General features: G+C 61.9%; 20 protein-coding genes. 14 read left to right on the forward strand and 6 right to left on the reverse strand.

The genetic code is table 11. The annotated features are described in order from the left end of the window. Positions 1 to 162: 162 nt before the first annotated feature. Together B5G28_RS02310 and B5G28_RS02315 are read right to left on the reverse strand one after the other, a co-directional pair. Positions 163 to 1,968, reverse strand: coding sequence for a 5'-nucleotidase C-terminal domain-containing protein (locus B5G28_RS02310; protein ID WP_242967440.1), 1,806 nt, complete (start codon positions 1,966 to 1,968; stop codon positions 163 to 165). Between the two features lie 308 nt (positions 1,969 to 2,276). After that, the gene (locus tag B5G28_RS02315) at positions 2,277 to 6,254 is read right to left on the reverse strand and encodes an efflux RND transporter permease subunit (protein WP_087246050.1); all 3,978 of its coding nucleotides are present in this window, start codon (positions 6,252 to 6,254) and stop codon (positions 2,277 to 2,279) included. A 579-nt stretch (positions 6,255 to 6,833) separates the two neighbouring features. On the opposite strand from B5G28_RS02315, the gene ricT reads away from it, so the two are divergent. The 6 genes from ricT to B5G28_RS02345 all read left to right on the forward strand — a co-directional run bounded on the left by ricT (position 6,834) and on the right by B5G28_RS02345 (position 11,324). Then, a complete protein-coding gene (gene ricT / locus B5G28_RS02320; protein ID WP_087246052.1) occupies positions 6,834 to 7,754 on the forward strand; it encodes a regulatory iron-sulfur-containing complex subunit RicT in 921 nt (306 codons plus the stop codon). Positions 7,755 to 8,066: 312 nt separating this feature from the next. Then, the gene (locus B5G28_RS02325; protein ID WP_087246054.1) at positions 8,067 to 8,237 is read left to right on the forward strand and encodes a 4Fe-4S binding protein; all 171 of its coding nucleotides are present in this window, start codon (positions 8,067 to 8,069) and stop codon (positions 8,235 to 8,237) included. A gap of 137 nt (positions 8,238 to 8,374) precedes the next feature. Next, the gene (locus B5G28_RS15170) at positions 8,375 to 9,070 is read left to right on the forward strand and encodes a methyltransferase (RefSeq protein WP_087246056.1); all 696 of its coding nucleotides are present in this window, start codon (positions 8,375 to 8,377) and stop codon (positions 9,068 to 9,070) included. A gap of 131 nt (positions 9,071 to 9,201) precedes the next feature. Then, on the forward strand, positions 9,202 to 10,059 hold the full coding sequence (gene rsmI, locus B5G28_RS02335; RefSeq protein ID WP_087246058.1) for a 16S rRNA (cytidine(1402)-2'-O)-methyltransferase: 858 nt from the start codon (positions 9,202 to 9,204) through the stop codon (positions 10,057 to 10,059). 15 nt (positions 10,060 to 10,074) lie between these two features. Next, a complete protein-coding gene (locus tag B5G28_RS02340; RefSeq protein WP_087246060.1) occupies positions 10,075 to 10,563 on the forward strand; it encodes a YfcE family phosphodiesterase in 489 nt (162 codons plus the stop codon). Next, the gene (locus tag B5G28_RS02345) at positions 10,560 to 11,324 is read left to right on the forward strand and encodes a biotin--[acetyl-CoA-carboxylase] ligase (RefSeq protein ID WP_087246062.1); all 765 of its coding nucleotides are present in this window, start codon (positions 10,560 to 10,562) and stop codon (positions 11,322 to 11,324) included. The genes B5G28_RS02340 and B5G28_RS02345 overlap by 4 nt, the downstream gene beginning before the upstream one ends. Before the next feature lie 109 nt (positions 11,325 to 11,433). Here the strand turns inward: B5G28_RS02345 and B5G28_RS02350 are convergent, their stop codons facing one another. Beyond that, positions 11,434 to 12,732 carry a D-alanyl-D-alanine carboxypeptidase family protein gene (locus B5G28_RS02350; protein WP_087246064.1) on the reverse strand — a complete coding sequence of 433 codons (1,299 nt, stop codon included), beginning with the start codon at positions 12,730 to 12,732 and terminating at the stop codon, positions 11,434 to 11,436. Between the two features lie 96 nt (positions 12,733 to 12,828). On the opposite strand from B5G28_RS02350, the gene B5G28_RS02355 reads away from it, so the two are divergent. Next, the gene (locus B5G28_RS02355; RefSeq protein WP_087246066.1) at positions 12,829 to 13,365 is read left to right on the forward strand and encodes a gamma carbonic anhydrase family protein; all 537 of its coding nucleotides are present in this window, start codon (positions 12,829 to 12,831) and stop codon (positions 13,363 to 13,365) included. A 248-nt stretch (positions 13,366 to 13,613) separates the two neighbouring features. Here B5G28_RS02355 and B5G28_RS02360 read toward each other — a convergent pair whose 3' ends face one another. Beyond that, complete coding sequence (locus tag B5G28_RS02360; protein ID WP_087246068.1) at positions 13,614 to 14,567, reverse strand: hypothetical protein; 954 nt, start codon at positions 14,565 to 14,567, stop codon at positions 13,614 to 13,616. A gap of 54 nt (positions 14,568 to 14,621) precedes the next feature. Continuing rightward, a complete protein-coding gene (locus B5G28_RS02365) occupies positions 14,622 to 15,260 on the reverse strand; it encodes a rhomboid family intramembrane serine protease (protein WP_087246070.1) in 639 nt (212 codons plus the stop codon). Positions 15,261 to 15,892: 632 nt separating this feature from the next. Here B5G28_RS02365 and B5G28_RS02370 point away from each other — a divergent pair. The 4 genes from B5G28_RS02370 (at position 15,893) to B5G28_RS02385 (ending at position 19,473) form a co-directional block, all read left to right on the forward strand. Beyond that, complete coding sequence (locus tag B5G28_RS02370; RefSeq protein WP_087246072.1) at positions 15,893 to 16,645, forward strand: ATP-binding cassette domain-containing protein; 753 nt, start codon at positions 15,893 to 15,895, stop codon at positions 16,643 to 16,645. Beyond that, positions 16,645 to 17,565: a SufD family Fe-S cluster assembly protein gene (locus tag B5G28_RS02375; RefSeq protein ID WP_087246074.1), complete on the forward strand. Its 921-nt coding sequence runs from the start codon at positions 16,645 to 16,647 to the stop codon at positions 17,563 to 17,565. The genes B5G28_RS02370 and B5G28_RS02375 overlap by 1 nt, the downstream gene beginning before the upstream one ends. Positions 17,566 to 17,793: 228 nt before the next feature. Then, positions 17,794 to 18,297, forward strand: coding sequence for a GNAT family protein (locus B5G28_RS02380; protein ID WP_087246075.1), 504 nt, complete (start codon positions 17,794 to 17,796; stop codon positions 18,295 to 18,297). 78 nt (positions 18,298 to 18,375) lie between these two features. Beyond that, positions 18,376 to 19,473, forward strand: coding sequence for a dipeptide epimerase (locus B5G28_RS02385; protein WP_087246077.1), 1,098 nt, complete (start codon positions 18,376 to 18,378; stop codon positions 19,471 to 19,473). Positions 19,474 to 19,975: 502 nt separating this feature from the next. Here the strand turns inward: B5G28_RS02385 and B5G28_RS02390 are convergent. Further along, positions 19,976 to 20,599 carry a helix-turn-helix transcriptional regulator gene (locus B5G28_RS02390; protein WP_087246079.1) on the reverse strand — a complete coding sequence of 208 codons (624 nt, stop codon included), beginning with the start codon at positions 20,597 to 20,599 and terminating at the stop codon, positions 19,976 to 19,978. Positions 20,600 to 20,969: 370 nt separating this feature from the next. Here B5G28_RS02390 and B5G28_RS02395 point away from each other — a divergent pair, with 370 nt between their 5' ends. The 3 genes from B5G28_RS02395 (at position 20,970) to B5G28_RS02405 (ending at position 23,428) form a co-directional block, all read left to right on the forward strand. After that, entirely contained in the window at positions 20,970 to 21,512 is a 543-nt protein-coding gene (locus B5G28_RS02395) for a stage V sporulation T C-terminal domain-containing protein (RefSeq protein WP_087246081.1), read from the forward strand. A gap of 191 nt (positions 21,513 to 21,703) precedes the next feature. Beyond that, positions 21,704 to 22,759 (forward strand): heat-inducible transcriptional repressor HrcA, encoded by a 1,056-nt coding sequence (gene hrcA, locus B5G28_RS02400; RefSeq protein WP_087246083.1) that lies wholly within the window; start codon positions 21,704 to 21,706, stop codon positions 22,757 to 22,759. Between the two features lie 12 nt (positions 22,760 to 22,771). Continuing rightward, positions 22,772 to 23,428 carry a nucleotide exchange factor GrpE gene (locus B5G28_RS02405; RefSeq protein WP_087246085.1) on the forward strand — a complete coding sequence of 219 codons (657 nt, stop codon included), beginning with the start codon at positions 22,772 to 22,774 and terminating at the stop codon, positions 23,426 to 23,428. The last annotated feature ends 18 nt before the right edge of the window (positions 23,429 to 23,446 follow it).

Here is a 23,446-nt window from a genome sequence, read left to right on the forward strand (position 1 = left end):
CCACTGGACACGGTTATCGCCGTGCCTTGCATCGTATCGTGCCGCAGGCACAAACGTCAGGAATGAGCCGGAGCATAACGGCCCCGTGGAAGTGTCGGAGACCCGGAAAGTGTATGGTACACAGTAAAAAGCTTTTTGCCTACTTTTTCTCGAAAAAGTAGGTTAGAAGGGGGCGATGTCCGTTTCGGTGATGGCGGTGGCGGGCAGGGTGCGGGTGTCCTGGTTCTCCGAGAGGGTCAGCTTGCCTTCCCGCAGGAGGGTGACTGCCTTGTCGTGGCTGGCTGCGTTCCAGTTGTTGCCCAGGATCTTCCAGTTGTTGTTCACATGGGGCTCAATGACGCCGCCCTTGACGGTCTGGATGTACTCGCCCAGCAGCTCGCGGATGCCGCCCACGTCGCCGCGGACGTCCATCTCCAGCAGCTGCGGCATGGCGTCGCCGGGAGCGAAGATGTCCGCCGCCATCAGCAGCTGGGTGGTGGCGCGGTAGTTGTTCACCGCAATCACAAAGCTGTCGCTGTCCTGCACCGGACGTCCATCGGGCCAGGTCAGATTCTTGATCCGGTTGCCGGGCTCCTGGGAAATGTCAATCTCATAGTTGACGCCCTCAAAGGCATCGTACAGATAATACCGGGTGGAGGGATCAAAGGCGATGGTCACATCGCCCGGCTGCCAGGTCTTGAAGAAGGCCGCCGACCACTCCATATAATCCCGCAGCTGGGCGCCGTTCATCTGCAGCTTGTACAGGGTGTTCTCGTAGGTGTAAATGCTGGTCAGGTCGCACTTGCGGATGGTGCCTTCCTTCATCTGGCTGGTCATGGAGGTGAGGGCCGTGGCCGAAACCTGGGCGCCGGTATAGTACATCTGCACCTCGTTGATGAAGTCCAGCAGGGCGGTATCCATCACCATGGGGGAGGGGATGTTCTCGATCTCGTTGTCGGGAGCCATATTGCCGCCCCGCAGCTCGCCGATGGGGATGACTGCGTCTGCCTTGGCCCGCTCATCGTAGGGGGCCAGCAGGGCCACCAGCTCGGGGTCTGCCTCATAATTCTTGATCTGCAGGCTCTCGGAACTGCGGCCCACCACCTTCCAGCTGCCGTCCCACTGGCGCTGCAGTTTCAGGTGAATGTCCGACAGGGTGGCGCCGGCGCTCTTGTTCTCGATCACCAGGACGCCGTTGATCTCCTGGCCGGGGATTTCCTTGTGGCCGTGGGCCGCGATGATGACGTCAAACTCGGGGCAGGCGTTGGCCAGGTCGGTGACGCCCGAGCCGGCTACGCCGTACTCGTTCTCGGTGTCCATGTGCATGACGCCGATCAGCACGTCCACCTTGTCCTTGATCTGGTCCACGATCTTGCGGCACTCGTCCACCGGGTTGGTGACGGTCCAGCCCGACAGGTTCACTGCATCCCAGCGGGTGATGTTGGGGGTGACCATGCCGATCAGGCCGATCTTGACATCCTTCTTCTGGATGATGGTGTAGCCGTCGGCCAGGGCTGCGCCGTCGGGACCATACACGTTGCCGGTCAGGACCTTGGCTTTCTGCTGGCTCATGACCTTTTTGAGGGTGTCCATGCCGTAGTTGTACTCGTGGTTGCCCGGCACCCATACGTCGTAGCCGATGGCGTTCTGGGCAGCAATCATGGGGTGAACGTCATCGTTCAGGAACAGCTGGGCCGAGTTGCCCTGAATGGTGTCGCCCGCATCGATCACCAGGGTGTCCGCGGTGCGCAGCTGCTTGATGGCCGTGGCCTGCTGGGCCACGCTGCCGCTGGATTCCGCTTTGTTGGCTGCATAGTCCCAGGGATCGAATTTGCCGTGGGTGTCGCTGGAGGCCAGGATCTGCAGATCCATATTGAAGGGCCAGAAGCAGGCGGACGCCGACGGCGCAAGGCCGGTGATCGTTGCAGCGGTGGCGGTGACGCCCGCTGCGCGCATGAAGGTACGCCGGGAAATCTTATATTCTTTCATAATTTCCTCACTTCCTGGAGAACAGACCAATGACTTTTTAAAAAAGTCGAACTGCTCTAAGTATACGGCCTACAACCCAGCTTTTCAATCGGTTTTTATGCAGAAAAGCGGCGCTATTTTTTGTAAATCTTTACCAAGACTTCTTTTTACTTTACAAAAGCAAAGCAAGAAAACCGCCGTTTTTCTCAAACCGTCCGGTATCTTTCCACCCTTTATTTTTCAACCAAAAAGCCCCCGTCCTTCCGGTGAGGGAAGGCGGGGGCTTCGGGGTGCTTTTGCGGGGTGCTCAGGGCACCCGAAACGGCGGATTATTCGTTGCCGTCAGGGGCCGGGCCGTCAGCAGGCAGGGCCTTGGGGGCTGCGCCGGGCAGAGCCTTGGCCGCATTCTGGAGGGCCAGGAACTCGGCGGCGTCATCGGGCACGTCGTCCAGGTCGTCGCCGCCCACATCCACCACGCGGGGCGGACGCTTGAAGAAGACATCGTACATCATGGGCACGATGTACAGGGTCATGAAGGTGGCGTAAGCCAGGCCGCCGATGATGACCACCGCCATGCTGCTCATAAGCTGGCTGGCCATATCGTCGCTGAACAGCACCATCACCATGCCCAGAATGGTGGTGAGGGCGGTCATCAGGATGGGACGCATACGGGTGCGGCCGGTGGCGATCAGGGCGGAACGGCGGTCCATGCCGCCCAGACGCAGCTGGTTGGTGTAGTCAACGAACAGAATACCGTTGTTGACGACGGTACCCATCAGGACGATGAAGCCCATCAGGCTCATGAGGCTGAGCTGCTCGCCCAGGGCCAGCAGGCCCACCATGCCGCCGGTGAAGGCCAGGGGAATGGTGAACAGAACGATGAAGGGGCTCAGCAGGCTCTGGAACTGGGCCACCATGACCAGGTAGACGAAGGGCAGCGCCATGGCCAGCCAGCGGAACATCTGGCCCATGATGTCGTTGACGTTGCTGGTCTCGCCGCTGAGGGCCACGCTGTAGCCCTCGGGCAGGCCGCCCTCGGCGCTCCACTGGTCCAGGGTGTTCTGGAGCTTGCGGGCCTGAACGGTGGTGTTGTAGCCGTCCAGGGTCTCGGCGGTGACGGTGATGCAGCGGGTCTGATCCTGACGGCTGATGGAGTCGGGGGTGGTGCCGTAGGTGATCTCGGCGAACTCACGCAGGGTGTGGACCTCCGACACCTGGGTGCCGTCGGCGGCATAGTTGGTGGTGTTGAAGGTCATATCCATCAGGTTTTCCACGGTCAGGGGATCGGTGTCGTCCACAACGCGGACGGTCATGCTCTCGCCGTTGATGCTGATGGTGGTGGAATCGGTGGAGGTGGTGAGGCGGGCTGCAATGGCCTGGTAGGCCTGGGCCACCGTCAGGCCGGCGGCGCGGGCCTTGTCCTTGTCGATGTGCAGCTCGATGGTCTGGTCGCCTGCGCCCATGCCGGTGGTGGCGTTGGCGAAGCCCTTGGTGTTGTTGACCATCTCGATGACCTCCTCGCTCAGGCTCTGGAGGGTATCGAAGTCGTTGCCGTAGATGGTCACCGACAGGCCGCTGCCCAGCATGCTGGACAGTTCCGAGATGCCGTCGATGGTGACGGTGCTGGTGCAATCAAACTGGGTCATGGCTTCTTCCAGAGCCGCGCCCACCCGCTCTGCGTCGGAGGCGCTGGCGCCGGCTTCCAGCTTGATGTTATAGGCATAGGTGCCGTAGCCGGTGGAAGTGGTGGACAGCAGGTTGCTGATGGTGCTGCCCAGCATGCCGATGTCGATGCCGTAGATGGTGGTATCGGTGGTGACGCCTACCTCCGCCACCTGGTCCAGGCCCATGGCGGTCTCCAGAATCTGGCCCGCCATCTCATAGGACTCCTCGCGGGTCATATCGCTGGGGGTGGTGACGCTCATGCTGATCTCGGTGCTGGAGACGGTGGGCAGCATGACCATGCCCATCAGGGCCACCCGCCAGACGCAGAAGGCGAACAGGACCACCACCACGCCCATGGGCGCGGCCTTGTGGTTCAGGCACCACTCCAGGCTGGCGGCGTACTTCTCCTGCACCCGCTCAAACCAGGGCATGGGTTTGATGGTTGCCTGCCGCAGAATGGTGGAGGCGGAGGCCGGAACCACCGTCACAGCCACCAGCAGGGAAGCCATCAGGCAGTAGCCGATGGTCAGGCACATGGGGAGCATCAGCTCATAGGTGATCTGCTCGGTAAAGACCACCGGCAGGAACACGCAGACCGAGGTGAGGGTGGAGGAGATGATGGAGCCGAGCACCTGGCGGGTACCCTGGACGGCTGCACGGGGGGCAGGGACGCCGCGGGCCCGCAGGCGGTAGATATTCTCAATGACAACGATGGAGTTGTCCACCAGCATGCCGATGCCCAGGGACAGGCCGGCCAGGCTCATGACGTTCAGGTTGATGCCGGTGAAGTACATCAGAACGATGGCGAACAGCACCGACAGGGGAATGCTGATGCCGACCACCAGGGTGGGCTTGATGTCCTTGAGGAACAGGGCCAGGATCAGGATGGCCAGGGCGGCGCCCACAGCCATACTGGTGAGGATGCTGGAAATCAGGATGGTGATGTAGTTGCCCTGGTTGGACAGGACGTTGAAGTTCAGACCCTCATACCGTGCTTCCAGCTCGTCAAAGGTGGCCAGGCAGGCGTCCGACACCGCGTTGGCGCTGGCGGAAGTGCTCTTGTAGATGTTCAGAACCACTGCCCGGTCGTTGTTCAGGCGGGTGAAGGACTCCTCGGCGTTGTCCACCACCGCCACGTCGGCCACGTCCCGCAGATAAATGTCGGCAACGCCGTCGATGTGGAGCAGCAAAGCGCCCTCCAGGTCCTCGATGCTGTCGTACTCCTCGCCCACCTTCAGCAGCCAGGAGTTATCGTCCTTGTCGTCGATATAACCCGCCGGCATCGAGAAGTTCTGGGCGTAGATCAGCTGGGACAGCACGTCGATGGTCAGCATATTGTTGACGTCGGCGTTGGCAAAGGCGCTGGCCTTGGCGGCCTCATACTCTTCCTTGTACTGGTCGTAGAGCTTCTGGCCCTCTTCCACCTGGCGCTGGGCCTCGGTAATCTGGAGGTAGGCCTCCAGCTGGGTCTGGCTCATCTCTGCGTACACCGTCTCGAACTGATCCATCAGCTCGGGCACACGGTTCAGAGAATCCAGCACGTCCTGCATGGTGCTGTACACCACGTCCAGGCTCTGCTGAATCTGCAGGGTATCCATCAGGTCGCCGGCGGTGGAGCCGTCCCCGCCGGTCTCCTGGTCCAGCCGCTGCTGCAGCTGCTGGAGGGCGATGGTCAGCTCATCGGTCAGGTCGCGGATTTTGGACACCACATCGATCAGGTCGTCGATATCCCGCAGGCCGGTGGTGGAAATTTCGTCCATGATTTCGGCCAGGCCCTCCCGGACGCTGACCAGAGCCGCCTTGATCTCAGGCTCGTTGACGAAGGCGATCAGGTTGTCGATGGCGTTCATCAGGGTCTGGACCTTGTTGCGGATTTCCACAGTGGCGTCCGACACCATGCCGGCCACCCGGTCCACCACGCCCGAGGCAAAGACGTTGCCGAAGGTGTCAATGGCCTCCTGCAGCTGGGCCTTGCCGTCCGCCAGCTGGGCGGCGGCGGCGTCCAGCTGTTCCTTGGCCAGGGCCAGCTGGGTGTCCACCTGCTCCAGAAGCAGGACGTTCAGCTCCTCGATCTTGTCCTCGTTGAGCTCCACCTGAATGTACTTGTTCACCAGGCCGGTGGTGGAAATGCTGGACACGCCCGACTGGCGCTCCAGCTCGGGAATGACGCTCTCCTGCAGGAAATCGCTCAGCTCGTAAATATCGGTGCCCTCCCGGCCCACGGCCACCGTCATCATCGAGCTCATGTCCATGCTCAGCTCAAAGATGGAGGGGGTCAGGCACATGTCGGGCAGACTGTCCTTGTTCTGGTCCAGGGTGTTGGACACCTTGACCAGAGCGCTGTTCATATCGGTATCTGCGCCGAAGCTCAGCTGCACAATGCTGTAGTTCTCCGCCGAAGTAGAGGAAATGCTGGACACGCCCGCAACGGTGCCCAGGGCGCTCTCCAGCACCTCGGACACTTCGCTCTCCACCTTTTCGGGGCTGGCGCCGGGATAAACCGTCACCACCATCAGGTAGGGCGTGCTGATATCGGGCAGCAGGTCGGTGCGCAGGTTGGTCACCGACACAAAGCCCATCAGGAACACGATCAGGACCGCGACCAGAACGGTGAATGGTTTTTTAACACTGTACTTTTCCATGAATCTTCCCTTTTTGACTTGCGCCCAGCGCCGCAATACCGCGGCAGCGTGGGCCGATCGTAGCTGGAATGCCGGCACGGGCGGCCAAACGCCCTGCCGGAGGGGGCATCTGTGCCCCATGCATATTTAAAAACGGACAGCCGGTCCGGTTTATTGCAGTCATATTTTACAATCTGCAAAAAGAGACCTGTTCTGCCCCGAACAAAAAATTTCCGGCGTTGCAATGCGGGTTCCCGAAGGGACCCGTCCGCGCCGGGAATCGACCCGAAAGATGGCGTCAGAGCCAGAAAACCGGGAGCCAGTGCAAAACCGGCCTGCGGCCGCCCCGCGGACGGCGCCAAAACCATTATTTTACACTATCTCCCGTCGTTATTTTGGCTGTCGATATCTGCCCTAATTATACACGAAACTACCGAGCTTGCAAGGGCCAAAATGTGATTTTTTTGAGGATGCTTTACCACTTTTTCCATTGGGTCCTTATTTTCCGATGGAAAACCCCCAAAAAATATGATATACTGTTAAGATGACAGCCTGTTGGGGCTGTCGATCCATTGCGCAACACAGTGAGGTTTATATACGATGAAACAGGCGATTGCCGTCCGTTTTGAAGAAAACGGAAAAGAGACCTATTTTGACCCTGCCGGGCTGGACGCCCACGCAGGGGATTATGTGATGGCCGACACCGAGCACGGCCCGGCCTGCGGCCAGGTGGCCCGGGACCCCCAGCCCACCCCCGACTATCTGCTGCCCAACCCTCTGCGGCCTTTGCTGCGGATGGCGGACAGTGTGGACATCCGCCGGATGCACCAGCGCCAGAACGAGGACAAAAAGGCCTGGCGGATCTGCCGGGAATGCATCGACCGCCACGGCCTGGAAATGAAGCTGGTCAAGGTGGAGTATGCCCCCGACCACTCCAAGGTAACCTTCTACTTCACCGCCGACGGGCGGGTGGACTTCCGCGAGCTGGTGAAAGACCTGGCCAGCACCTTCCATATGCGGATCGAACTGCGCCAGATCGGCGTCCGGGACGAGAGCAAGATGATGGGAGGCATCGGCCTGTGCGGCCAGACCTTCTGCTGCAGCCGTTTTCTGCGGGATTTCCAGCCGGTGTCCATCCGGATGGCCAAGGAACAGGGCCTGTCCCTCAACCCCACCAAGATCAGCGGCTGCTGCGGCCGTCTGATGTGCTGTCTGGGGTACGAGCAGTCGGCCTATGAGTACCTGAACAGCATCCTGCCCATGGTGGGCAGCACCGTCCGCACCCCCGACGGCACCGGCACTGTGGTGGAGACCAACCCCATCTCGGGCTATCTGCGGGTGCGTCTGGTGTCGGAGGCCCTGGCCCCCAAGTACTACAAGGCCAGCCAGTGCCAGTATATTTCGGGCGGCAAGCGGGCTCCCCGCCGCCCCGATCCCGACGACGACTACTCCGGCATGCGGGACCCCGCGCCGGTGGTGGCCAGCGCCGACGACCCCGCGGATTTTGACGCGGAAGAATGAGGGTTTTGGAGAAAAGGCGGTTAGTTATCATTAACCAACCATCGTGATTTTTACCGAAAAACCCGATGTAAACTCCCCGAAAGTTAGCGGATGCTTTTGTGCATTCAGACAAAAACACATCTTTGTGTTCTGCACGCGCACGGTTAGTCTTGCCTTTTCGGTTTGTCTTTGCTACAATCGGCACAGGAATAGACGCCTTGATTGACGGCGTTTCCTGAGAGAGGCTGGCTGCGGCCGTGCAGGAGCAAACCTCTGGGGGTGGTTCCCCGCCACATAAGTTCTTGAGGCACGGGTCGAAAGGAGAGTTCTATTATGGCACATAAGGTTTCTGACGCATGCATCGGCTGCGGCGCTTGCGAGGGCGCTTGCCCCGTTGGCGCTGTGAAGGTTGAGGACGGCGTGGCTGTCGTCGACGCTGGCGCTTGCATCGACTGCGGCGCTTGCGAGGGCGCTTGCCCCACCGGCGCTATCACCGCTGAATAAGCGGTTTCGCCACAAAGCAGACCAAAGCGGCGGGCCCGAGAGGGTCCGCCGTTTTTCCGTTTTGATCCGCCGGGCCGTCCCGGCGCCCTTTTGACCGTCCCGACGCCGCTTTGCCCCAAAGGAAACTACGCCAGACTATGGAACATTCAACGGAAATTTTGTATAATAAGACCAGCATCTACTGCACTCCGGTCCACCGGTTCGGCACCGACGCGCTGCTGCTGGCCCGTTTCGCCCTGCCGGGGCGGAACCAGCGGGCCGCCGATCTGTGTTCGGGCTGCGGGGTGGTGGCGCTGGAGTGGCACGACAAAGGCCACCGGGGCCCCTGTCTGGCCCTGGAGATCCAGCCCGAGGCCAGCGCCCTGCTGGCCCAGGCGGCCGCCGACCAGGGCCTGGACCACATCCGCCCGGTCTGCACCGATCTGCGGCTCTGGCAGCCGGGCCCCGAGGAGGCCGGCCGGTACGATCTGGCCGCCTGCAACCCGCCCTATTTCACCGCCGGGCCCGCCAGCCCCGACCCCGCCCGGGCCGCCGCCCGCCACGAGGGCAGCTGCACCCTGGCGGATGTCTGCGACTGCGCCTTTCGGCTGCTGCGGGACGGGGGCAAGCTGACCCTTTGCCACCGGCCGGAACGTCTGGCCGAGGTATTGGCCACCCTGCGGGAACACCGGCTGGAGCCCAAGCGCCTGGCCTTTGTCCGCAGCCGTCCCGGGGCGGAGCCCTGGCTGTTCCTGGTGGAAGGCCAGAAAAACCGCCGCACCGGGCTGCGCCTGGAACCCGACGTCCTCATCAGCGCCGGGGCCGCCCTCTACGGCAGCGGCCACCCGGGCTGAGCGGGACCGAATTCATCTTCATAGCCATTTTATCTTGAAAACCACGGGTTTTGCCCCCGAAAATGCCCGGCCCCAGGCCAAAGCCGCCGGGGAACCTATGGTTTTTACCTTTTCTTTTGTGGGAGGACCCTATGGCCGGAACACTCTATATCGTTGCCACCCCCATCGGCAACCTGGACGACATGACCCCGCGGGCCGCCGCGGCCTTCGGCGCCGCCGACTTTGTGGCCGCCGAGGACACCCGCGTCACCATGCGGCTGCTCAACCATCTGGGCCTGAAAAAGCCCATGGTCAGCTATCACGAGCACGCCCTGAACCGGGGCGAGGGGATTCTCCGCCGGATCGAGGCGGGAGAGACCTGTGCCCTCTGCTCCGATGCCGGCATGCCCTGCATCTCGGACCCGGGAGAGGTCATTGTCCGGGACGCGCTGGCCCGGGGCATCACCGTCACCCCTGTGCCGGGGGCCTCGGCCTGCGTCACCGCCCTGGCGGTCTCGGGCCAGGACACCTCCCGGTGGGTGTTCGAGGGCTTTCTGCCCGCCGAGCGCCGTCTGCGCCGCAAGCGCCTGGCCGCTCTGGACGGGGAAATGCGCACCATCATCTTTTATGAGGCGCCCCACCGGCTGCGGGGCACGCTGGACGAGCTGTCCGCCGCCTTTGGCGGGGACCGCAGCATCACCCTCTGCCGGGAGCTGACCAAGCTCCACGAGGAAATCTGGAAAACCACCCTGGCGGAGGCCGCCGCCCATTACGCCCAGGCCGAGCCCCGGGGCGAATACGTCCTGGTGATGGCGGGCGCCCCCGAGGCCAGTTCTGCCGACGTCCCCACCCCCGAGGAGGCCGCCGCCCATGCCCTGGCCCTGATGCGGGAGGAGGGCTTGTCCCCCTCGGCCGCGGCCAAAGCCGCCGCCCAGGACACCCCCTATGGGAAAAGCGAGATCTACAAGCTGCTGTTGGCCCTGCAGGAGCAGGACGGCGGCGCAGAATAAAGGAGCATCATCTTCATGACAAAGCTTTTGATCCTGAGCGACAGCCACGGCAGCCCCGAAGCCGTCCGCCGCATTCTCACCGCGGAAAGCGATGCCGACGCCGTCATCTTTCTGGGGGACGGCCTCCACGACCTGGAAAAGGCCCTGACCGCCGTTCCCAAGATGCGGGTATACTCGGTGGCAGGCAACTGCGATTTCGGCGCGCTGGAGCCCCTGGACGGCCTGGCCGCCTTTGACAGCGTGGTGCTGTTCTATACCCACGGGCATATGTACGGCGTCAAGTACGACCTGGACACTCTGGCCGAGGCCGCCGCAGCTCGCGGCGCCGAAGTAGCCCTCTTTGGCCACACCCACATTCCTCTGTCCGAGCAGCGGGGCACCGTCCTGCTGTTCAATCCGGGGTCCTGCGGGCGGTGTTATGTGGGTCCCGACACCTACGGCGTCATGACCCTGGCCGACGGCCAGGTGGTCCGGGCCGAACACAAGGAGGTGCCCAAGCGGTGAGCATCAACGAGGTCCGCTTTGTCCCTGAGTGCGACAGCACCAACAGCTACGCCAAGGAACACATCGAGGAATTCGGCCCGGTGGCGGCGGTGTATTCCACCAGCCAGACCGCCGGCCGGGGCCGCCGGGGCCATACCTGGGTCAACGCCGCCGGCCTGGCCCTCTACTATACCGTCATCATCAAGGTACCGGTGGTCCAGCCCGAGACCCTGCCCCTGCTGTCCAGCCTGGCCGTCCGCAAACAGCTGTCCCTCCGCTATGGCGTGGACTGCGCCATCAAGTGGCCCAACGACCTGCTGCTGGGAGGCAAAAAGCTGGTGGGCATCCTCTGCGAGTCGGTGCCCTACGGCACCAACCAGGAGGGCCGGGCCTATCTGTGCGGCATCGGCATCAACCTGGCCCAGCCCCAGAGCTATTTTGATGCCGCCGGGCTGCCCTACGGCACCTCTCTGCTGCTGCAGGGGGCCAAGGTAGACCTGGAAAACGATCCATCCTGGCTGGCCGAAGGCCTCACCGATTTCGGCTTTGACCGGGAGCTGTACACCTTCGGTCCCGACGGCTTTGCCCCCTACCGGGAGGAATACGCCGCCGCCTGCGTCAATCTGGGCCGCCGGGTCACCTTTGACCAGCCGGGCGGCGCCGGCGAGGGAACCGCTGTGGCCATCGACGACGACGGCCGTCTGATCGTCCGCACCGACGCCGGCCAGGAACATATTTTCACCGGGGAAGTCTCGGTGAGCGGCATCTATGGCCATGTATAAGGGCTGTATTTTATCCCATTTGTAAACCAAAGAGCAAAAAACAACCGGCCCGGCGTGCATTGCACCTCCGGGCCGGAGATATTTGCAGACGTTTGATGCAGGGGCAGGATCAGCGGCGGCGTCTCCGGCGTCCTCTGCGGCGGAACAGGCCGGGCCCGCCGCCGGTGAGAACGCTCAGCAGAGCCAGCACCAGCAGGATCACCAGCAGGGCCGGCAACAGCTTGAGGGTGGCGATGCCGTCGGTGCGGAAGTCCGAGACGTATTCCTGATGGGTCACCAGATCCACCGTGCCCACCTCATAGCCGTCCAGCCAGACGGTGGCGGTGCCCACCACCTGACCGTTTTTCACGGTGGCCCGGATGCTCTCGGGCAGGTCGAAGGTGTAGGTGACCTCATCGTCGGGATGGCCGTAGCCGTTCACCGCGTTGGCGGCGTACAGCTCCACCTCGGGCTGGGTCCGGCACTGGGTCAGGGGAACGGTGGTCAGCATGGTCTGGGTGTCGGTGAGCTGACGGTCCCGGAAGGTGGCAAAGGTCCAGTCCAGGATTTCGGCGCACTCCCGATAAATATTGTCCATATCCGACCCCAGCACCACCAGGCCGTAGGTGTGGCCGTCCTTCTGGGCAAAGGTCACATAGCACCGCCCGGCCAGGGTGGTGAAGCCGGTTTTCATGCCCCGGATGTAGTCCCGGTAATAGGCGTATTCCGTGTCCAGCATCAGGTTGGTGGTGGTGATCTCCCGCTCGTTGGCGTGGAGGTTGGTGGCGGGGAGGGTATAGGTCACCGTCTGGGCGATTTCCATGTAGGTCTCATTGGCGTAGCAGGCGGCCGCAATCTTGGCCAGGTCCTGGGCCGTGGAGACGTTGCCGTAGTCGTACAGGCCATGTACGCAGGTGAAATTGGTGTTGGTGCAGCCCAGCTCCGCCGCCCGGGCGTTCATCTTGGCCACAAAGGCGGTCAGGTCCCCGTTGCAGACGTCGCTGGCAATGACGCTGGCCGCGTCGTTGGCGCTGGCCACCAGCAGCCCGTACAGCAGGTCAATCCGCCGCACCGTCTCGCCGGTGCGCAGGCCGATGGTGGTGCCGTTGGCGTTCTGGATGTCGGTGAACTCCTGGGTCAGGGAGGTGGGAATGGTGATTTCCGCCTGCAGGTCCAGGCCGCTCTCCAGATACAGCAGGGCCGTCATCATTTTGGTGAGGCTGGCCACATAGCGGGACTGGTCGGCGTTCTGCTCCAGGATGGTCTTGCCGGTGTCCAGATCAAACAGATAGACCGACTCGTCGGGGTAGGTGGTCTGGATGGGCATGGGGTAGGCCGCCATGCCGGGCAGGGCCAGCCAGACGGCCAGCACCAGCACCGCCGTCAGGGCGGCAGCCCGGCGCAGCACCGGGCGGAGAAGTTTATTCATGAACAGGCCTCCTTTGGAGCGGGACAAACGCGCCATTTTTTGATTTCCTTACAAAGATACCACAAAACCAGCAAAAGAGAAAGGTGGTTTTTGACAATGTTCGCTTCTGTCTGTGGAAAAACGCCCCGGGATGAGGGCGCGGCCTTTGTGGCCGACAGCGCCGCGGTGGTGGGGGATGTGACCCTGGCCCCCGGCTCCACCGTCTGGTACGGCGCCGTACTGCGGGGGGACGAGGGTTCCATCTATGTGGGCGAAAACGCCAACGTGCAGGACAACGCCGTCCTGCACTGCGACTCCGGCACCCGGATTTATCTCCACCGGGATGTGACGGTGGGCCACGGGGCCATCGTCCACGGGGCCGAGGTGGGGGAGGGCTCCCTCATCGGGATGCATGCTACCCTGTTGAACGGCTGCAAGGTGGGCAAGGGCTGCATCATCGGGGCGGGGGCCCTGGTGCCGGAGGGCAAGGAAATCCCCGACTACTCGGTGGCGGTGGGGGTGCCCGCCCGGGTGGTGAAAGAGATCAGCCCCCAGCAGCTGGCCGCCTCCCGGGCCAACGCCGAAGCCTATGCCCGGCTGGGGGCCCAGCACGCCGCAGCCATCCTTTTACAAAACGCGAAAAATGAGGAATGATGCGGGTTTTTGCGCCTCACAAAAGGGGCTCGGACCTTTTTACAGTTTCTTCACAGCTTTGTAACCATTTTCACGCAAAAACTGGGTATACTACAATCACAAGCCAGCGGGGCCGCAACCGCTGACTTGCACATGATTCCTCCTCACACCCAAAGTAATACCCCACACAGAACCCTCGTCCAGGTGTACCGCAAGCGCCTGTTCGGGGGTTCTGTGCATTTCAGGGAAAAACTGCCGGGCCGGGCGGGTCAGAACCCCGCCCCCAGGACCTGCAGCACAATTTTCACATTTACCTGGCGTTCCAGCTGTCCGATGGCCTCATCCGCCATCTGGATGGCACGGGCCGCCTTTTGTCCTGTCAGGGGGGTCAGGCTGCTGCCCCGCAGGCCCGCCGCCCCATAGGCGCAGAAATCCCGCAGGAGGGCCGCTGCCCCCGCCTTATCCTTTTCATAGCCCGCCAGCAGCACCGAGGCGGCGTAGTTGTCCGAGGCGGCCGCCGCTTTGGCCAGGGCCTCGGCGGCCTCCAGCTGTTTGCGCCGGGCCGGGTCCTGTGCCGCCGCCAGCACCGCGCCGATCCGCCCCTCAAAGAGGTCGGACAGCCGGGCGGCGGTTTTTTTGTCCACGCCCCGCTGGGCGCAGAAGGCGGCGCACTCCTTCACCGGTACCGGCGCCAGGGCAAAACTGACGCACCGACTGCGGATGGTGGGCAGCACCCCCGCCAGGGACTGGGCCGTCAAAATGAACAGCACCCCCTCGGGAGGCTCCTCCATCACCTTCAACAGAGCGTTGGCCGACTCGCCGTTCATCCGCTCGGTATGGTACAGCAGCACCGCCCGGCCCTCGGCCGACAGGCTGGTGTTGAAAATCTCGCTCCGCATGGCGGTGACCTGACCCACCAGGTACCGGCCGCCGCTGCCCATCCCTTCCACCGAGATGGCTTCCCGGACCACGCCGGTCTCCACATGGCCGCTGGAGCGGTCGCCGGCCTTGGCCACCGCCTTACAGCACTCCCCCCGCAGAAGGGCCTCGGCGGCGGGGCCTCCCGCCGGGTAGAGATAATCCGCGGCGATGCACCGGGCCGCAAACCCGGTGCCCAGCCCTTCCTCGCCGATCAGCAGCAGGCTGTGGCTCAGACGCCGGTTCTCCAGCATCCGGCCCACTTCCTGTTTCAGGGCCTCATTGCCCGCAAGACGCTCCAGCATCCGTTCCACAGCCTCCTTGTTGTGTTCCGTTTTGGTTGACTTCCTGTGAAAAGCTTACCGCCGGTTCATTCTCCGCCACTGCTCCCGGCGATACCAGGCCCGGATATTGGACCACACCACCGGCGCAAAGAACAGCGCAAAGCCCGCCATGGACAGCAGATAGTTGAGCTTGCCCATCCAGCCCACCGACAAAAAGCTGAGCACCCAGATGGCTCCCGCAAAAATGCCCAGGTACTTTACCTTCAAAGGAATAAAGAAGAACAGCAGCACCTGCATGTCGGGGTAGAGGATGGCAAAGGCCAGCAGCAGCGACAGCTCCAGACAGTAGGTGTCGGCGCTGCCGGTGACCAGGCAGGCCAGGATCGCCCCCAGCATCCCCGCCAATATATACAGATTGAACCGGAAGTCCCCCCAGGCCGCTTCCAGCGCCGACCCCACAAACCACAAAAAGTAGGCCGCAATCACAAAGTTCAAAATGCTGCCCGAGGAGAAGGGCACAAACAAAAAGGTCACCAGCCGCCAGATCTCCCCCGCAAACAGGGCCGACCGGTTCAGCATCAGATAATAGGTGATATAGCGGTTCACAAACAATTCCACCGCATAGACGACAATCTGACCGCCCACCAGGAACGCAATCAGGTTCGGAATGCAGTAGCGGCCAAATTTCCGCTCAAGCTTGGTCAACCAGTTCATAGTACGCCTCCCATTGACCTGTAGGATATGCGGCCCTGCGTCCTTTTGGACCCGGGGCCACGGTTGGCTTTTATTGTATCATGTTTGGGCGGGCCATTCAACCGGGCGGGGAGTTTTTCACTCTTTCCACCGGGTTTTCCACCGTTTTTACTGGCAGCGGGAGGAATTTTCCGCCTCTTTTCCACTCTTTCAACGGAGTTTTCAACAACTCCACTTTCCATCCGTTTATACATGAGGTAAACCACAGCCCCCTTTTTCACCCCTTTGCGCCCATCATTCACCCTTCTTTTGCTGAAATTTTGTAAGTTTGACCGTCAAATTCTATTTCATTCAAAATCCGCCAAATCCTATCTTCTTCCCAGGTTTTCCGATTCGGAATAGGAAAAATCACACTTTTCAACATGGGCCCCTGAACAGGAATCTTTGGGAGGCCGTGGAAAACTTTTCCCTTTTTTAACACAGACTTTTTATTTCCTAGTTAAATTATAGGATTGACACCATCTGCCTTTTCAGGTATAATTCCCTTGCGAGGTTGAAAGGCCCGTCCAGCGGGCCATACTCCCTCCAAGCAAACCAAATTCAACACGAGCCTTCTGCACCCAGAAGGCGCAGCTTCAACGAGGTGTCATTCCATGCTGGAACTCGAGCATATATCTTTTGATGTCCCGGGCGAAACAGGTCAAAAAGAGATCATCCGGGATATCTCTCTCACCATTCCCGACGGGGCATTTGTGGCCATCACCGGCCCCAACGGCGGCGGCAAGTCCACCCTGGCCAAGCTGATCGCCGGCATCGAGCAGCCCACGTCCGGCCGCATCCTCTTTGACGGAGAGGACATCACCCATATGAGCATCACCGACCGCGCCGCCCGGGGCATCAGCTATGCCTTCCAGCAGCCGGTCCGGTTTAAGGGCATCCAGGTGCTGGACCTGCTGCGGATTGCCGCAGGCAAGGACCGGCCCCTGAGCATTGGCGACGCCTGCGCCTACCTGTCCGAGGTGGGCCTGTGCGCCAAGGATTATGTCAACCGCGAGGTCAACGCCAGCCTGTCGGGCGGCGAGCTGAAGCGGATCGAGATCGCCACCGTCCTGGCCCGGGGCCAGAAGCTGTCGGTGTTTGACGAGCCGGAGGCCGGCATCGATCTGTGGAGCTTCCAGAACCTGATCCAGGTCTTTGAGCGGATGCAGCAGAAGAATACCGACGGCTCCATCGTGGTCATCTCGCACCAGGAACGCATCCTGAACATCGCCGATGAAATCGTGGTGCTGGCGGCCGGCAAGGTCACCCAGCACGGCCCCCGGGCAGAGATTCTGCCCGGCCTGCTGGGCACCACCTCCGCCGTCACCGCCTGCAGCGCACTGGAACAGGGAGGCAGAGACGCATAATGCTGGACAACATTCAGAAGCAGATTCTGGCCGAGGTGGCCGATCTGCACACCATACCCGAAGGCGCCTACAACATCCGCGCCAACGGCCAGGCCGTGGCCCGCAACTGCACGGCCAACATCGACATCACCCCCAAGGACGACGGCACCGGCATTGACATTCACATCAAGCCGGGCACCAAGCACGAGAGCGTCCACATTCCGGTGGTGCTCAGCGAGAGCGGCCTGAAGGAGACGGTCTACAACGACTTTTTCATCGGGGACGACTGCGACGTGCTGATCGTGGCGGGCTGCGGCATTGACAACTGCGGCAACCAGGATTCGGAGCACGACGGCATCCACCGGTTCTTTGTGGGCAAGAACGCCCACATCCGCTATGTGGAGAAGCACTACGGCCAGGGCGACGGCCTGGGCATGCGGATTCTCAACCCTGTCACCGAGGTGCATCTGGACGAGGGCGGCTCCATGGAGATGGAGATGGTCCAGATCAAGGGCGTGGACTCCACCAACCGCAAGACGGTGGCCGATCTGGCCGCCGGCGCCCGTCTGGTGGTCCGTGAGCGCCTGATGACCCACGGCCGCCAGGTGGCGGTCAGCGGCTACGAGGTGACCCTGAACGGCGCTGGTTCCAGCGCCGATGTGGTGTCCCGTTCGGTGGCCCGGGACCGCTCCTATCAGAAGTTCGACGCCCTCATCACCGGCAACGCACCCTGCTCGGGCCATTCCGAGTGCGACGCCATCATCATGGACCACGCCCGGGTCCTGGCCGTGCCCCAGCTGGACGCCAACGACCTGGACGCTGCCCTGATCCACGAGGCCGCCATCGGCAAGATCGCCGGCGACCAGATCACCAAGCTGCTGACCCTCGGCCTCACCGAGGAGGAAGCCGAGGAGCAGATCATCCAGGGCTTCCTGAAGTAAGGTCCGGGCCGGAAACTTTCTCTGCGGGGACCGCCGCCCCAAAAACGGCGATGCTGGGCCTTTCCTTCGCTTCTGTCCAACTTTTGACATAAAAATATAGAATTTTCAGTAAAAATGTAGTATACTGAATCTATCGCCGGCGGGCACGGCATCCGTTTGGCCCCCGGCAAGGCAGGAGAGGGAATCGACTTACGCAACCCCAAGTTTGACAGAGAAGGTGGAGGATTCATGTTTCGTGGAGCAAATCGGTTTGAGCTGGATCAGATTATGGAGGTTTACGCCCGGGCCCAGGCGTTCATGGCCGAGAACGGGAACCCGACCCAGTGGGGGGATCATTACCCCTCGCGTGAACTGATCGAGGAGGACATCTTGTCCAACCGGTTGTTCGTCTGTGTCATCAACGGAGAGCTGGAAGCAGTCTTTGCCTTTGTTCTGGGCGAAGACCCTACTTATAAAGTGATCGAGGACGGAGAGTGGCTCAGCAACGGGCCCTACGGCACCCTGCACCGGCTGGCATCCGCCGGCCACCGCAGCGGCATCGCCCGTCTGGTCATCGACTGGTGTCTGGAGCACTGCGAGAGCCTTCGGGCCGACACCCACGCCGACAACAAGATCATGCAGCACGTGCTGGAGACCAACGGGTTCTCCCGCTGCGGCATCATCCATGTGGCGGACGGGTCGCCCCGCATTGCCTACCAGAAACTGGGCATCCGCCAGTCCCTGCGGGAGTGAGCGGGTCAAACCAAAGGATTTGTACACGGGGGACGGCGGGCTGCCGTCCCCTTTTTGGTGAAAAGAGGGGGAATCCTTATGAAGATCACACAGGTACGTCTGGGCCGGCTGTCGGTACCCCTGCGGGTGCCCTTCAAGACCGCGCTGCGGACGGTGAACAGCGTCGAGGACATTGTGGTGGAGCTCCACACCGACACCGGAGCCATCGGCTACGGCGAAGCGCCCCCCACCGGCCCCATCACCGGCGACACCGCCGGGGGAATCATGGGCGCCATCCGGGAGCTGATCGCCCCGGTGATCCTGAACCAGGAAGTGGACGATTTCGAGGCCCTGACCGCCCGGGTCCAGAAGGCCGGCGTCCACAACACCAGTGCCAAAGCGGCGGTGGACATGGCCCTGTGGGACCTGTACGGCCAGCTGCATCACATTCCGGTGCACAAGCTGCTGGGGGGCGCGCGCCGCACCCTGGTGACCGACATCACCATCAGCGTCAACCCGCCTGAGGAGATGGCCCGGGACGCCCTGGACGCGGTAGCCCGGGGCTACGACTGTCTGAAAGTAAAAGTCGGGGCCGACCCGGCCCTGGACACCGCCCGGCTGGCAGCCGTCCGGAAGGCGGTAGGGGACGACGTCTGCATCCGCATTGACGCCAACCAGGCCTGGACGCCGCGGCAGGCGGTGCGCATCCTGAACGAGATGCAGGACAAGGGCCTGGCCCTGGAGCTGGTGGAGCAGCCGGTGCCGGCAGCCGACCTGGAAGGTCTGGCCTACGTCACCCGGAACAGCTGGGTGCCGGTGATGGCGGACGAGAGCGTATTCTCCCCGGCAGACGCCATGAAGATTTTCCAGAACCGCGCAGCAGACTACATCAACATCAAGCTGATGAAATGCGGCGGCATCACCAACGCCCTGCGGATTGCTGCAGCGGCGGAAGTCTACGGAGTCGAGTGCATGATCGGCTGCATGCTGGAGGCGAAAATCGCCGTCAACGCCGCCGTAGAGCTGGCCTGTGCCCGGAGCATCATCACCCGGGTGGATCTGGACGGCCCGGTCCTGTGCAGCGTAGATCCCATTCAGGGCGGCGCACGTTTCGACGAACGCCTCATCACCGTCTCGGACGATCCCGGCCTCGGCATCCACGGCATCGACCCCTCCTACTTTTTCGAGAAAAAGTAGGCAAAAAGCTTTTCAATGTGTACCATACACTTTCCGGGTCTCCGACAGTTCCGCGGGGCCGTTTCGCCCCGGCTCGCTCGTTACGTTCGGGCTGTGCCCGGGTGCGATGCAACGCTTTATCAAGCCTGGGTTCCATAATTTATTCTATGAATTGATTGGCCTGAACAGGGGAGACCGTACGCGCACACCATCCCATTCCCCGGTCAGGTCTTTCGCCTGCACAAGCCTGCTATAAAAACAAAATCCTCGCCTCCTTTGGGGCGGGGATTTTTATTATACCTTATATAGTCCGCAGCCCGCATCCCCAGCAGAGGAAACGTAGTCCGTTCTGTGCCTCATGTACCCTTTCATCATCATGCGAGGCGACAGCAGTTTTTGCTGTCGCCCCTTATGGGTCAGCCAGCAAAGGCAGACGGGCCTGTCAACGGCGGCGCGTATGCGCCGTTCATCTTGACCGTTGACTGGCCCGTCGGGCTTTGCTATTCCTTTTCATCCCCCTTTGTCACCGGGAATCCCGCTCCCTCTTTTTCAGGAGGACATAGCTTCCCGCGGCCAGCCCCAAAGACACCACCCCAAAAAGGAAATCGTGAAAGATCCCGCTGGGATAGGGGGCAACCCACCCTTGCCGGAAAACAAGGATGGAAAGGGCTCCCGTAATCATCGAAACCGGCATAAAGGCAATGCCCATCAGGTTGAGCCAATGCACATAAAACGGCGCTTTTGCCGCCGACAGCAGCCTCCCTATAAAATAGCCGGCCAGCCCGACCACCTGAATCATCATGGAGCCCCAGACGGTTTCCATGGTCTGTAGTTCATACCATCCGCCAAAGGCGCACAGCAATCCAATGACAATCAGCGCGGTGGATGCAATATAGAGGATTCTGCTTGCCAGCTCTCTGGTTTTTTCGTCTTTGTCGTTGGCCGCCGGTTGGATGCCTTTCAGAAGATAGTCGGTCGTCACTTCAAAAAAGTCGCTCATGGTGATGATTTTTTCCAAATCGGGCGTGCTTTGTCCGCTCTCCCATTTGGAAACCGCCTGCCTGGAAACGCCGACGTGTTCCGCCAGCTCTTCCTGGGATATCCCTTTTGCTTTCCTTAAGGATTGGATTCTGTCCGCCAGGTTCATGGCCGTCTCTCCTTTCTTTTTCTGGAATCATTTTAGCAGAATATGCGGTTGCATCGCCACCACGCCGGCGTGGCAATGTGTCAACCGGCCGTTACGCGGCCTTTCACAGGCAAAAAAGCGCAAAATACAAGCCCCGATCGGTCGTTTTCCATCCGATTTCATTGTACCACCGCGAAAGCGGCGTTTCCACCTGCCCGCGCCTTTTCTTTTCCGGAACAGAGCCGGAGAGGAGACGCGGCCCCTCCCGGGCAGCGGGTCCTCTTTCATCCGCCGGACATCCTGCCTGTGTTTGCCCCAGCCTGTATAATTCCCACCCAATGACAAATACTATCCAGCAGAACCCAACCAACAGGAAAGCGAGGAAAAGATCATGAAAGCAACCGGCATTGTGCGCCGTATTGATGAGCTGGGCCGCGTGGTCATCCCCAAGGAGATCCGCCGCACTCAGCGCATCCGCCGCGGCGATCCTCTGGAAATCTTCACCACCGGCGACGGCGAGGTCATCTTTAAAAAGTATTCGCCCATCGGCGAGCTCCACAGCACCGCCAGCCAGTACACCGACGTGCTGAACAAGAGTTTCGCCCTGACCGCTTTTGTCTCGGACCGGGACCACATCATCGCCGTCAGCGGCGCCGGCAAGCGGGAAATCGCCGACCGCAGCATCAGCCAGCCTCTGGAAAAGCTGATGGAAAGCCGCAAGCCCTACCTCAGCGAGGGCGTGCCCGAACAGGCCGTCCTCCCCTGTGAGGGCTCGGACCGGGCCATCCTCTGCGCCTGGCCCATTGTGGCCGCCGGCGATGTCACCGGTTCGGTGGGCCTTCTCACCGACGACCGCACCGAAAAACCCGACGCCGCCCACCAGAAGGCCGTCTCGGTGGCTGCCGCCTTCCTTGCCAAGCAGATGGAGGAGTGAGCTGCGCGCCCATCCTCCCCAGGCTGTGTGCCCGTCCGCCGGGTGCACAGCCTTTTTTGCTGGAGTTTATGACAGAATTGAAAACTTTTTTCCCACCCCCTTGACACCGCCGCGGATTTGCATATAATAAACTTAGCACTCAGAACAAAAGAGTGCTAAACAAACCAGCAAAAGCAAGGAGGCAGGACAGCATGGCAATGGATGAGCGCAAGCAGCGTGTGCTGCAGGCCATCGTATCCCTCTACAGCGTAGAAGGCGAGCCAGTCGGCAGCAGCGTCCTTGCCAACTACTTCGATATGGCGGTGTCCAGCGCGACACTGCGCAACGAGATGGCGGCCCTGACGCGGCTGGGACTGCTGGAGCAGCCCCACACCAGCGCAGGCCGGGTACCCAGTGCCAAGGGCTACCGGTACTATCTGGACCATCTGCTGGACGACACCCAGCCCCTGGATCGGGTCACCCGCTCCAGAGTGGACAGCGTCTTTGCCAGCCTGGACCACGAACCCGACCGGCTGGCCCAGGGCGCCGTCAAGGCCCTGGCCCAGATGAGCGGCTACACCGCCGCCATCAGCACCCCCTGCGCCGAGGATTTGTGCGTAGCACACTTCGAGGTGGTGCAGGTGGGCCGCAGCGCTGCGGCGGTGCTGGCGGTCACTTCCGCCGGCTATGTCCGAACCCGGGTGGCCCGGGTCCGGGACGGCCTCACCCGTGAGAAGGCCGCCGAGCTGGCCGCTCTGCTGAATCACAATCTGACCTTTGTGGCGGCGGTGGACCTGTCCCGCCGGGCGCTGGCGGAACTTTGCAGCCAGATCAGCCCGTCTCTGGTGCCGGTCATCAGCGCCGCGGCGGCCATCCTGCAGGAATCCGCCACCCCCCGGGTTTACCTGGGCGGCGAGCCCTTCCTGCTCAACTGGCCCCAGCTGGAGGGCAAGGTCCAGACGGTCCTGTCCCTCCTGAACGACGAGGCCGCGGCGGCCCGCATCATTGCGGCCCCCGCCGAGAGCACCAGCGTCCTGCTGGGCGAGGACATGGAGCCCCGCATCCCGGGTCTGTCGGTGGTCAGCTGCCGGTATCTGGTGGGCGGCGGCCTGTACGGCTCGGTGGCCCTCATCGGCCCCACCCGGATGCCCTTTAGTAAAGTCATCCCGCTGCTGGAAGCCTTTGCCGACGAACTGGGCGAAGGCATGGCCGGCAAACGAAAAGATACACCCCAGGCCGCCGTACCCCGGGCAGGCCGTAAAGCATAAGGAGGCGCGCAGATGAGCGAAGAAACCAAGAAGGCCCCCGAGGCTGAGACTTCTGCATCCCAGCAGACCGATCAGCAGCCGGTGGGCGAGGAGGCAGCGGCCCAGGAAGCCGCCGCTCCCGGCGCAGAGGATACCGCCCCTGCGGCCGAAACCGACAGCTCCAAAGAGGAGCCCAAAAAGAAAGACGGCTGGTTCGGCAAAAAGAACCGGGACACCGAGGCCCTGAAGGCCAAGCTGGACGCCGCCGAGAAGGCAGCCGCCCAGGCCAAGGATCAGCTGCTGCGGGTGGCTGCCGAGTACGACAACTACCGCAAGCGTTCCACCCGGGAGGCCGACCAGAAGTTCAACGACGGCATCTCCTACGCCGTCAACCAGATCATCCCGATTCTGGACACCCTGGACATGGCCGCCAACGCCCCCTGTACCGATGAGAACTACAAGAAGGGCGTCATCATGACCCTGGATAAGGCCGCCAAAGCCTTCCAGACCCTGCGGGTGGAGGAAATCGAGGTGCTGGGCAAGCCCTTCGATCCCAACTTCATGAACGCAGTGCAGCAGGTTCCCGCCCAGGAGGGCCAGGAGAGCGGCACGGTGGTCACCGTCTACCAGAAGGGCTACAAGCTGGGCGACAAGATCGTCCGTCACGCCACCGTGGTGGTGGCCGAATAGTCTGCCGCAGCTCCCGCC

Origin of the sequence: Faecalibacterium sp. An77 (assembly GCF_002161315.1) — a bacterium.
Lineage (GTDB): Bacteria > Bacillota > Clostridia > Oscillospirales > Ruminococcaceae > Faecalibacterium.